This is a genomic window from Halodesulfovibrio aestuarii DSM 17919 = ATCC 29578 (assembly GCF_000384815.1).
Taxonomy (GTDB): Bacteria; Desulfobacterota; Desulfovibrionia; order Desulfovibrionales; family Desulfovibrionaceae; genus Halodesulfovibrio; species Halodesulfovibrio aestuarii.
The window spans coordinates 1-11,666 of sequence record NZ_ARQF01000010.1 but is presented as its reverse complement, the minus strand read 5'-3'; the positions used below and the strand labels follow the sequence as shown (position 1 = coordinate 11,666).

At 45.9% G+C, this 11,666-nt stretch carries 11 protein-coding genes and 1 pseudogene; 2 read left to right on the top strand and 10 right to left on the bottom strand.

Annotation, left to right across the window (positions count from 1 at the left end; translation table 11 throughout):
• The 3 genes from F461_RS0100405 to F461_RS0100395 all read right to left on the bottom strand — a co-directional run.
• The coding region (locus F461_RS0100405) for a hypothetical protein (protein WP_019999184.1) at positions 1-767 on the bottom strand (767 nt) is incomplete at its 3' end.
• A complete protein-coding gene (locus F461_RS0100400) occupies positions 751-2,262 on the bottom strand; it encodes a phage portal protein (protein WP_019999183.1) in 1,512 nt (503 codons plus the stop codon). The genes F461_RS0100405 and F461_RS0100400, both read right to left, overlap by 17 nt.
• Positions 2,259-2,480 carry a hypothetical protein gene (locus F461_RS0100395; RefSeq protein WP_019999182.1) on the bottom strand — a complete coding sequence of 74 codons (222 nt, stop codon included), beginning with the start codon at positions 2,478-2,480 and terminating at the stop codon, positions 2,259-2,261. The genes F461_RS0100400 and F461_RS0100395 overlap by 4 nt, the downstream gene beginning before the upstream one ends.
• A 760-nt stretch (positions 2,481-3,240) precedes the next feature.
• On the opposite strand from F461_RS0100395, the gene F461_RS0100390 reads away from it, so the two are divergent.
• A complete protein-coding gene (locus tag F461_RS0100390; protein ID WP_019999181.1) occupies positions 3,241-3,582 on the top strand; it encodes a hypothetical protein in 342 nt (113 codons plus the stop codon).
• Positions 3,583-3,661: 79 nt separating this feature from the next.
• Here the strand turns inward: F461_RS0100390 and F461_RS18365 are convergent, their stop codons facing one another.
• Together F461_RS18365 and F461_RS0100380 are read right to left on the bottom strand one after the other, a co-directional pair.
• Complete coding sequence (locus tag F461_RS18365; protein WP_019999180.1) at positions 3,662-4,459, bottom strand: BRO-N domain-containing protein; 798 nt, start codon at positions 4,457-4,459, stop codon at positions 3,662-3,664.
• Positions 4,460-4,616: 157 nt separating this feature from the next.
• The gene (locus tag F461_RS0100380; protein WP_019999179.1) at positions 4,617-4,865 is read right to left on the bottom strand and encodes a hypothetical protein; all 249 of its coding nucleotides are present in this window, start codon (positions 4,863-4,865) and stop codon (positions 4,617-4,619) included.
• 420 nt (positions 4,866-5,285) lie between these two features.
• On the opposite strand from F461_RS0100380, the gene F461_RS0100375 reads away from it, so the two are divergent.
• Positions 5,286-6,827 (top strand): tetratricopeptide repeat protein, encoded by a 1,542-nt coding sequence (locus tag F461_RS0100375; protein ID WP_143154870.1) that lies wholly within the window; start codon positions 5,286-5,288, stop codon positions 6,825-6,827.
• Here the strand turns inward: F461_RS0100375 and F461_RS0100370 are convergent, their stop codons facing one another.
• The 5 genes and pseudogenes from F461_RS0100370 to F461_RS16605 form a co-directional block, all read right to left on the bottom strand.
• Complete coding sequence (locus tag F461_RS0100370) at positions 6,828-7,055, bottom strand: ogr/Delta-like zinc finger family protein (RefSeq protein ID WP_019999177.1); 228 nt, start codon at positions 7,053-7,055, stop codon at positions 6,828-6,830.
• Positions 7,048-8,931: a terminase gpA endonuclease subunit gene (locus tag F461_RS0100365; RefSeq protein WP_019999176.1), complete on the bottom strand. Its 1,884-nt coding sequence runs from the start codon at positions 8,929-8,931 to the stop codon at positions 7,048-7,050. Before F461_RS0100365 ends, F461_RS0100370 begins: the two co-directional genes overlap by 8 nt.
• Positions 8,921-9,592 carry a hypothetical protein gene (locus F461_RS0100360; RefSeq protein WP_019999175.1) on the bottom strand — a complete coding sequence of 224 codons (672 nt, stop codon included), beginning with the start codon at positions 9,590-9,592 and terminating at the stop codon, positions 8,921-8,923. The genes F461_RS0100365 and F461_RS0100360 overlap by 11 nt, the downstream gene beginning before the upstream one ends.
• Complete coding sequence (locus F461_RS18360) at positions 9,593-11,104, bottom strand: toprim domain-containing protein (protein ID WP_019999174.1); 1,512 nt, start codon at positions 11,102-11,104, stop codon at positions 9,593-9,595. It abuts the gene before it with no gap.
• Positions 11,105-11,450: 346 nt separating this feature from the next.
• Positions 11,451-11,666 (bottom strand): annotated as a pseudogene (locus F461_RS16605) (DNA primase family protein); the annotation flags it as partial.

The following is an 11,666-nucleotide window of genomic DNA, read 5'->3' as shown; positions in this document are numbered from 1 at the left end:
GTTAGTTTCAATCCGGCAATTGCTGCTTCCACCTCAACGTCAGAGGCATCGGCGGCAAGACCTAAAGCCAGTTTCAATTCTTTTGAGTATTCCATGTAAAACTCCGTATCAGTTGTGGGGCAACTCATTGTTATTGCCGCCGTTTCGCCATCTTGTCCGAGAGAGCAGATGCTAATTTCTTTCATCTCGCTCGTTTCCCAAATGTAGAGAGGGCCTGTTACTGCAATGCCGTTAACCTTGGCTTTTTCATCACGCGCCAGATACCGGACATCTTCAGCCCAAATGCCCATTGATGCCTGCCAAGGAAAGTCATCATCAGCGAGTTCGATTATGTGGGCAGCTTCAGCGGTGTTGTGAAATTTTCCGTGGCAGAAAAGCTCGTTGTTTTTCTTAGAAACCTTGGTGCTTGTTCCTGCTATGGCTTTGCGTTCATGCTCATATAAGCAGGGGAACGCGGCTTTGTTTTTAATGCCCTTCACCGCAATGATGAACTTGTAGTAGCCAAGATCAACAATGCCGCCAGCGTAGGCGAGAATGTCGAAAGTTCGTTGCTCGGTTGGCTCTTTATTGTCTTTCTGTTTCAGATCAAATTGCACTGGCGCACTCAGGAAGTGGTACCCATTTCCGCCGGCAGAAAGGTTGTGCTGGTTCCAAGTGGCGGATGCTTCAGCAATGGCAGCATTTTTTGTTTTGCCTTCCTTCATTAGCTCCTGCACAGCGCGTTTAAAAAACGCCTGCTTGCCTTCGCCGTTACGCGGTTTCAGCATTGCTTTGCTCCTTTCCTTCTAGGCCAGCGGATATGCGCAGCCTTTTTGCACGGGCTGTTTTTTTTATGTTGTCGTCCAGATTGCGCCCACGCGCTGCGGCTGCATCAAATGGGTTTTCAATGCCCATTTCTATTTGAACCTTTGTTGCGTTCGCATCCTGCAATGGGTTGATGTATTCCCAGCCCGGTGTCTGCCAGCTAACAGGCACGGTTTCCGTACCGATAAAGCCGAACAACTGGGCAAAGAAGCACCAGATCTCAAAAGCAGGATCAAGCGCATCTTCAATAAGAGATTGCTGTTGCTCCATGTACCCACGCCGTTCTTTAGAAATGGCTTGGCGCACGCTGGAGTAAGAAGCGGCTGTAAAGTCGTTGGTGAATGTTTCGTAGGATTGGCCAACACCGGTAGAAGTAGCCTGCATGTTGTTGCGGCTGTAATCGCTGTAGGTGTTGCTAGGTCGCGGGTTGGATATGGTTTGAATATCCTTCCCGGCAGGAAGCTCGGTAATAGAGCCGGGGTTAATGAAAGCTTCAGTCGCGGGGATGCGTGATTGCGGGTTGCCAGTATCGGCACTGGCGCTGCCGTTAAGACCGTTCCCGCCTTGATACTGGGTAGAAGTATCTTTCACGATAACGGAAAAAGCAGCCGCAAGACGCGCCGCAAGGCGTTCGAAGTTCTGGTACTGTTCAAAGTCACGCAGAATACAAACAACGCTGGCAAGACGCGGAATAGGGAGAGATTGAGAAGCGCGGTCAGGATCAGCAACAAGTATGCAGTACTTTGCATCCACTCGTTTAGATTTGTAGATGCAGCCACGCACAAGCCCGTGAGTGCTTCCCGGATGTTTTTCAAAAAGCCAATAAGCGACAACAAAACCTTCGGAGTTGTATTCGATACCGTGCTTGATGAAGTTACCGTTATCCAGATCCGCATTCAGCATAGGATCAAGGTGGTCAACTTCCAGCAGTTCCAAGTTAAGTGGAACCACACCGCGTTCATGCAGAGTTTTAGACGGCGTAAAATGCCAGAAGATTCCGCCGTCCTGCCATATGTGGGTCACTGTCTGTTTGAGCTTGCGACGTAATTTTACCTGCCTGCCCCAGCGGTTCCACTCATGTTCAATAGCGGTGTTCTCTGCTTCTCTCTCTTCGCCAAACTGGGCTTGTGGAAGTATTCCCTTGAACACAACATTGTTGCCCATCTCACGCATGGCACCGGCAAGGTTAGGGTTGTTCCTAACCATCTGGCGGCACTCTGCGCGGGCGTTGCTCATGTCGCTTTTAATAAGTTCATCAGCAGACTTATTATTGGGGCGCATTGTATGCAGCTTTTTCTTACGGGAACCAGCAGCATACAAATACTGCTGTTCCCGACTCGCACGGTACTGCATAGCGGCGTGTGGATTTTTAATCGCAAGCACGCAGCAAACGGCATTCGTAATGCCGTCATATATTGTCGAACGCTCAATGCCGTTCAGCGCTGCTACATCCCTCATACAAACGCCACCGGTGTTTGTGTAAAGGGAGCCTTGCCAGCGTTAAGTGCGTATTGCAGTTCTTCAATTTTTTTCTGCACAGCCCGCAGATCAGCACGGGTATAGGTAGTGCCGTCCACAGTATGTGACTGATGCCCGCTCAAAATCGCCTTCTCGCACGCAAGGTACAAAGCAAGGCGCTCTTCAGTGGTAATTTGTGCTGGTTGTAAATCTAACATGCTGCCCCCTGTAAATAAAAAAACGGCTAATCAAACCGAGATGGTGTGATTAGCCGTTAGCTTTACATATTGGGGGAGAGAGTAGGGAGTAGGAAATTCCTATTAATAGGAGTTTCCTACGTTTTGGAGACAGAATTTGTTGAGAATATTCACTTAAAGGTTGTGTTTGAACACTCTAGTGCAAAAAGTACATACTGAATTTGTGCGTAAAAAAAATATTTCTAATATTTTAGGGTATTAGTTTGTGAATTTCTTGTGGGTTGTGCGTATGTGCACAACCAAACACTTTATTGTTGGTTGCGTTCTCTGTATACATAAAAAGTCAAAAAAAGCCGGGCTTCCGGCATAACCGTATAACCCAGCTTGTCTGAACGTACACAATGCGCACGTAGATGTAGTGCTCTAATGCTAGCGCATAATTATTGTACAGACAAGCTTTAGGAGTTGTTTGTACATGGGTAAAATTTTAAATAATTTTCTTTTAGGATTACTGACTGTTGCGGTCTGTATCCTGCTAGTTTGGGGCGCATCAAGGGCAAGCTCAACATTTGAGTTTAATGGGTCTGTTTCGGTCAAGGTTGGCAAACCGTAATTGCTGATAACGTAGTTAATGAACTAACAGCTATCGAACATAACATCTCTGTGCTTTAACATAGAGCGATCTATACGTTTAAATTGGACAAAACATGCACTTAGAGGTAATTATTTTTCGGTTAATTGTTACTGCCGTAAAATAGTAAAATCACTCTGAGAGGTAGATATGGCGGATTTTATTGCGGGCGATCATTCAAAATTATATGGTCGGTCTTTAGCTGCCGCAAAAGAAGTTTCTCCTTTGAAACACGTTGTTTGGATTTTGATGCAAGAAGCTGGTCATTTAACACCGATGCTTCATGCAAAGGGAATTACGGATCCTGAGGTTGGATGCTACTTAACTAAATTTATTGATCAACAGCTCGAAGGTGTGAAAACCCAGCATGACCTTATGGAGCTGCTCACAGATAAGCCTGGTGCTGTCGCAGCTCAGTTCATATATTATGAATTAGAGAATGGTGAAGAGCAAAATCGATTGTTTAGAGAGCTGAAAAATCAATCGGATTAATGCTGCATCTAAGCCCCTTGGTCACTATATATTCTAATATAAAACCCCGACTACCTTTACAGGCAATCGGGGTTTTTTCTTACGCTTCAGCTTGTTCTACGTAGTAGTAATAAAATTGAATTTTATTGCTGGGCAGCAGCTTCTTTGTTTGCCTGCCCCATGCTGCTTGTGTGGGTACGTCGTGGATTTCGTGGTTAAAGCACCACATTTGAAATCGTGAGTACAAATCCATGCTTCGTACTCTAAATTTCCGGCTCATATTTCTTGCAGGCTTTAACCCTTCATCATTAATCCACTCTTTTACTATCTCATAAAGAGGAGATTGCTTTGTAAGCTCAGTAGGCAAGGGTATTCGCGCTGGCTTTGTGCCGACCATAGCTGCATATTTAGCAAAGTAGTAATCTATCTGTTCAGGCGTGTTGCCGTCCATCTTGGCAGCTTGTAGCGCGCAGTTAAGTACTTGCGCACGAACATTCGGCTTAAGATTTAAGGCTGCTTCAGGCAGTTCCGGTGTTTCCGGTTGAGTGGAAGTGGTGGGGGGAGTGTCTACGGTGTAGCTACCGTTTTTACGCAAAGCGGGAAGCACTACACTTACTACCCAGTCTTCGAAGCGTTCTGCTTCTGGAAGACGAGATCGGAAGATCAAGCGATAGAGATCGCGTTCAGGAATAATAGTTGGCTGCTGCTCTCTTCCGATGGAGTCACGAATCGTTACCCCATCTTTTGTAGCGCTTTTGCAATGGTCAGCAATCGCTTTACGGTGATTACTATACCCCAGAACTTCACATACATCTTTACCTACAAACCATATGTCGCCATCACGCAGCATTGTACGGACAGTATTCATACCAAAATCAAATGGAACAATATTAGTCATGCTTTCTCCGGAGGAATCTTAGCTAGTGATACCTGTATATTTAGGTGCACTGTGTAAGGAATTGTCGATAATCGACATATCCTTACACATTCTGAAAGGAATGGTTAAGTAAAATAAATAGAGAACATTGTTACATTAAAGCAACTTATGACTCTAATTACTTACCGCACACAACTTCAGTACGAAGTGAATCCAAAATAGTGAGAGAGCCGAACTGGTCTTCTAGTCCGTCACTTAATTTTTCCATTCTGTGGCCTGCGTCACTGCAAAGGGAGTAGAGCACATGTCCTGCAACAGAGGCATAGTCTTCTTCACTTTTTTGCAGCAATTCTGCGTAAGCTTTTATTGGGGAGAGAATGTATTCGAGATGATCGAGTAAATCGGTAGGGAGATTTGAATTAGGCATGGTGCCTCCTTGTTGTTCGGTCGTTTGAAGAACCAAATTTAAAAAATGTCGGGAGCTTCAAACAACGCCAACAAGTGCGCCCTGCAAACTTTTCCCATACGGGTATTGTATGGCTTGCAGACTCCCGACAAAATAGAGGCAAAATAAATTTGGTTGCACCAATCCTACGGAACGTCGGAAAAAAGGCACAAAAAAGCCACTGCTGACGGGAGCGGTTGTCCGCTTGTTGTTAGGTGTGTTTGAAGCACCGGTACCCATTAAGCATGCGATTGTGTGTGGTGTCAAGGTGGCGGTTTTGTAAATATGTAAGAGGCTTTAACCTTTACATGTTTAGGGAGCAGGATGTAGGTGAGTGCGTGCTCTTAACGATATTGTGCTAAAGAAAATTAAGATTAATATATTAAAGTGCTAGAAGGTCTTATGCAAATCCCTCCATATGTAATAGGTATTGTCGCTGTATGTGTGACTGTGATTATCTTTTGTATGCTTTTTAGGAGACCACTTAGTAATCTTTTGGAAAGAACTACAAAGTGTTCTTTTGCGAATGATAAAACTTCATTCGAACTTCACACTAAAGATTCTTCTGATCAGGAAAGCATAGCCCAAGCTGAAGTGGCGAATGTTTCTGGAGAGCCTCACGAAGATGTTTCTAAAGCAGGTGAGGGAGACGTCAATATTGGTTTGTTTGAAGCAATTGATAAGCTGCATAAGGGCAATGTGTTAGAAGGGAAAGATATTTTTCAAAAACACCTCATGACGATTTCTGATGAGGCTGAAATAATAAAGACTCAGTCCATTTTCTTTTGTTCTTTATATACTAAGGGTGGTGAAATTGAGGCATTAAGGAAATTGAAATCTCTTGCATCAAGTACAAATGATGAGGATGTTCTTTTTGTTGTCTTACAAAATTTGTCAACATGCTATTTGTCTGTTTCTCAGGAAGAAGCTAGTCTAGAACTTTGGGAAAAGTATCGTAACAGTGTTTTATCTAAATTTTTGTATGCTGAGTCCACGTTAGAATATGTGAATGTATTAATTAAGATAAAAAGAGTAGAAGAGGCAAAAGAGGAACTTGTTGCACTTTTAGATCCGTCTCTTTTTGAAAAACAGGTAGGTAGGGTTTATTTATTGCTTAGTGACGTTGAAGTAGAGCTTGGCAATGAAATGCAAGCCCTTTTTTGCGCCGATTGTGCTTCAGACTATCTTAGTGAAGATGAAAGTGCATTATTTAATGCTGCATATCTTGCAAGTAAAGGCAAGAAGTATAGCTTGGCAATGCCTAATTACATCAAGGTACTTAGCTTGAATGCAACACATGATGTTTCCTTGAACAATTTGGGTGTGCTCGCTTCAGACATGGGTTTTCCTATAATGTCTGTCGACTATTATAATAAATCTTCTAACTTAGGCTATTCATTAGCAATTGCTAACAAAGGCCGATTGCTTCTTACGGCTGGCTTTGTTGAAGAAGCCACAGAATTGATTGAACCGGCAAGTAAATTAGACTCTCCACATTTGAATGTTTATGAAGTATTAAAGATGATTAAAGATAGACCTGCCGATGAAGAAAAAAAGTGGAAGGATACGTTGCTGCTATTCAAGTCAAAGCAATCGCATATTCGAACTTATACTACCCATTACTATAACGCTTCTTCTCCTCAAATTGAAGGAAAGTGGTTTTTGGAAAATGATGTAGCTGTCGTGATAAAGCAGGAAAACAATATATTTAAAGCAGTGTGGGAAGAGGGGAAAACTGATCAATGCAGTTTAACCTTTACGTTTACAAACTCCTCCTGTGCAGGGACTTTTAAAAAAGAGCCGATCTCTTCTCCATCGTGGGTATCTGGTTCAACGACAGAGTTTCTTGGATATTTAGCTAACAATAGTCTTATATTGTTTAGTGAAAAAGACTCTGAGAATGAGGAGTTTGTCTTGACTAGATCAGGGCATGGCAATGCATGATTAAGCCGCCTCATCACATTGCACACTCTTAATATCCACCCCGATCTGCCGTAACAGGCAATCGGGGTTTTTGCATTTGTGGTAGCGAATGCGGATACCACCCTCTGATTTTTTAGTGGTATGAACACGCGCACGCCTTCCGCAGCAGGGGCAGATTGCCCCGTGTGTTCCGTAATCAACGCCGGATTTTGCTTGAGCAATAATTGTAACGATTGCTTTGCTATTCATACTCACCTCCAAATAATGTCATGCCATCAGTGAACGGGTTTTCCTGTTTCTTTGGCTTATCTTTCGCATCAATCGCTGCGTCTTTCACTGGAGCCGCTTGCTCTATACTGCCTGCAAGTTCATTTAAGCTTGGCTTCCATTGCCAGTGGGCAAGGGCTAGGTGCGTTGTCAGGCAATCCAGCCAATGGTTTGCCCGTTTGCGTACCCATACTTCTTTGCCGTTTTTCTGCCGCTCAAGCTCTTCTGAGGCAATTTCCTTCAGGTATTCTTGTGTGGTGTCGCTGTGGAAGGTTATCGGCTCTTCTTCCCAGCCTTCAGCTAATCTCCAAAAGCAGTCTCGCTTGAATAAATCTGTATCGATAAAATGCAGGGACAAGCCGCCTCGTATGGCGCGTCCGTCTGGGTATTTATCCAGCACTTTGTGATAGACGGCTTCACCAACGCGAATGCGGCTCATACCTTTTGTTCCAAACACAACGCCCGGACGCAGTGACAGCAGCCATAAATACGCCTGCATGGTTCTGGTAGTTTGTTCGTCCTTGTTCTTGCCGCCGCCTGTATCGACTGCCGCACGCCATATGCCGAACTCTTTACCGTCCAGCGTTCTGAATCGGCTTTCAAAGATCAGCTTCTGCAATTCCTCAAAAGTTCGCACAACGCCATAATCCACAATATGTTCAGCGCGGGGCAGGCCATGCGCGCACACGGAATATTTAAAGTGGTCTTTCTGCATGTCCGCTGCAAAGGTCAGGCACTTTGCCCAGTCCGGAACTACGCCCACAGGAAGGTGCTCGGATATACAACGTGCAAGTTCTGACTCGCTCTGCTTCAGCTGCACAAACTTATACGGCTTTGCGCATACGTTGTTATCAAAACGCTGTAACTTGCGCGGGTTGCCCTGTGCTTCAAACCACTGACAAAGTACGTCGGAGAGTGACACAAGCGGAGACTCCCAAGCGCGCATATGCACAGCCACAACAACTGCGCCTTTGCGCTTACCACGGATAGAAACAAGCTGCCCATTCATGAGCGCTTGGTTTCGCGCCTGATCTGTCCATAGATAGCCGCATTTCTCGCACCGATAACGCCCAAGCTTTTCACGGCGGATACGCTGCGGGTCTGTGCTGCCATCGCGCGCCACAATGTTGTGGTGTTCCATAATCTGTGCTGCACGGCAGGCAGGGCAAACAGCTTCGCGCACAAGCCATGCATCGGCTTCGGCGTTGGCATCAATCCAGATTGTGGATTCATCTTCGTTCCCTTTAGGGCGGCATAAGCGTGCAATTTTGGAAAGCCCAAGTCCTGCATATGCGTCCGGACGTTCTTCCATTGCCAGCACTGCGGATTTGTCGTGATAACTGTCTTCTTCATCCACCACCACGATAGGCGCAGAGAAAGAACGGGCGCGGGAGTCAGAACCGGACCACATACCGAGAATGGCAGCGCCACCGGTTAACTGGATCTCTGTGTTCTGTAGAGCGTCAATTCCTTTCAGTTTCTTTTTCAGCGGAGTGCAGAGCCGGAAATATTCATGCAGCGTTTTGGTGAACATGCGGCGCACAGAACTTTCATCAGCAAGGCCATAGCCCACGTTGTCGAGTCTGCGCATAAGTGCCGCAAGCAGCCACGTAATAATAATCGTCGTTTTGGTAGACTGCGAAGGCGCAATCAAAAACACCTTACGCACTTGCTCATCATCCAGAATATCGAGAATTTCTTCCGCGCTGGGAGATATTGCCGGATTCCATAACTGACCTTTGTACGGGCCGGCTACAACGCGCACGTTTTTACGAATCCAATCAAAGCTGCGCATGGCTTCAGGCATGGAAAAGAATTCACATTCACTTGGCGTAAAATCTATCGGGCTAGGCTGCATCTTCATTCTCCTCAGCTTCCAGCATCTTTTCCCAGGCTTGCTGCATTTCTTCCGTCCACCATGTGCCGGTGGCGTAGGAGTCCAAGAACTGTAGTACCTGTCTGCGCCACATGCGAGTAAAGTGCTCAATGCGTGAATGGGTAAAATCAATCACCAGCGGTATGCCTGCATCCGGATCAGCGCCAAGGCGGTTGCATAATTCCCGTGCTGTATCTTCAGCACCGCCGAATATTTCAGCCACCTTTACGGCATTGTCGGGGGCAAACTTTTCAAGCCCAAGCTTAAACGCTTTGGCGCGCTGCCCTAGTTCTGCCTCCATAACGGTGGTGGGAATAAACTTGCCACGCTCTTTGTTCAAAAGAAACTGTGCTCGTTCCGCCTGTACCTGCTTCAGCTTTGCTTCTGCCTTTGTTTTGGCAAGGGGAGCCTCATTGTCACCAGTAAGCGGCAGGTCGTCTTTAGGAGAAGCGGCACTAATCTTTTTATCAAGGGTGCGGGCGTAAGCTTCCACAGCTGCAAGGGTAAATCCTCTCCCTCTGCGCTTGGTAATCTTCCCATCCTCAATGGCCTTTTTCACGGTGTTGTAGGAAACTTGGCAGTGAAGCTTGTCAACGATGTACCGAAAAACTTGGTTTGCATTTTCAAAAATTTCACCTGCCATTTACGCTGCCTCCATATATCGAATAAGAATCTCAACTAGTGACGGCTGCCCACCTAATGCGCGTTTGCCCCAGTTGATTAGTTTAGTATCTTCACCTTGCCGCCACACAATTTCTAATTTGCCTTTTTCCAGAGCAAGCCGTGCTCCTCTTGAATGCGCGTATCCGTGCAGTTTCTTGTAGTCCTCAATGGGGATCTTATCCGGTGGCGGCAGAGGGCGTACAACACGGGTTGAGCTTGGCACAGGTTTCAATAGCGAATCGGCTTTTGTTACAGGCTCGGTTGCTTCCACCGGGGCGGATGGTGTTTTCTCCTGCTCTTGTGGCGCTTGCTGCTGAGTTGTTACCGTTGGCTCTTCCAGCGCGGTTGCCTCCGGCTCCCCCTGCGTAGCGGTTCCTATCGAGATTTTTTTCTTCACATGGTCTGGAAGACCAGCAAAGAACCAAGCTTCTACAGAAATCGGAGTACCAGCCAGATCGCCCAAATCTTTACCGCAAGCCTTTGGTACAGGCCAACGTACAGCACTTGGGTATACGTTCAGCCATGCAAAGCGTGCTTTGTTCCATGGCTCAAAGTGGTAGCTGTTTGTTGCGCCGGCTGGATCAGTATCCAAAGCAATGAGGACTAATTCTGCCTTGTTTAATATTTTGTGCAGTTCCTCAGTAGGGCGGATGGATGCGCCACCCAGTGCGATTACTGCCACGCCGTATTTTTTAAGTTCCTGATACGCCAGTTCTGCATCTCGGATGGTTTCAACAAGAACAAACATTTTGCTGTTCAGATCACCGAAAACAACGGGGCCTTTGCCGCCGCCTTTTATCTGGTAGTATTTTGGCTGCTCATCTTCGCGCCGGATCTGCATTCTAGTCACAACGCCATCACGTAGGCAGGGGAAAACAAAACCAGTTGGAAGCATGATGCAGCGTTCTTTGCCGTTTTCGTTTTCTTCGTAAGGAAGCCCCCACGATGTATACGGGCGAAACGCACGTTCAGGGTTCCAGCCTATTAGCTGTTCTTCTACGGTTTCTTGCAGGATGCCCCAGTTCCAAAGCTGTTCAAGCAGCTCAGGAGAGTTGAGCAGCACCTCGTTACAATGCTTGGCAAATTTTAACGCATGATCAGACCATGCTTGCGGTGCTTTTTCTTCAGGCTTCAAGCGAATTTTTTGCTCAAATTCTCCGTTACGCGCGCGGCTTTTCCCCGCGCGGTCGCCGGTTTGCCCCTGCCCGTATTCTTTTATGAACTCGCGCATCCCGTCTGGGTCGCCCGGTTCACGTCCCTGCGCCAAATTAAATAGCCCGATAAGGTCTGTGTTTTGCCCACAGGAAAAACAGCCGCCAATATCGTCGGCCACGTTGTAAAAGAAAGCACCTCCAGGAGTGCCTTCCACATGCATTGGGCAGTGGGCGGCAATCTTATCCGGTGTGCTGTTTTGTTCATCTATGCCTTGTAAAACACTGCGCGCAATAAGCTCGCGTTCGTGGTGTCCAAGGAATTCTAATGCGTAACCCATAGTTATCTCCGCCTAAGTATTGGGCGTGTGGTTGGTGAGCTGAGGGAGACCGTGTAGGTAGACGAACCGTATGAATAAGAAATTATAATTAAAGTAAATAAAAACAAATAGTTGCAACTTGTTCTGTGTAAGGGAGACCATTTGGCCGAAAGTTTTTCCCTAAATGTTGCACTAAGGCAGAGATTTTTGGTTGTTTTGCACATCATTTTCTTTTTTTCTACCTCTAGCTTTCTGAAGAAAGGTCTACATCGTCTACTTTAAATAAAAGAAAGTTAAAAAACAGATAGTTGTATTGGGAGACCGTCCTTTTTTTGAGGTCTCCCAATGGGGGTAAAGAAGGTCTCCCTTACTTGGGTAAGCTAGGGCGTTCTTCAGCTTTGAAACCAGCTTTGATGCTTATGCCGAAGTAGTAGAAAATTTTTATTTTCTTTTTCTTAAAACGCTGTGTCAGTTGAGAGCCAAAGCCTTTATTATTCATGAGATACTTCTCGTTTATCTTGAGTTCTTCCATGCAGTAGCACTTGAATGATTCATAAAGATCATTGGCTTTTGTTCGCACATT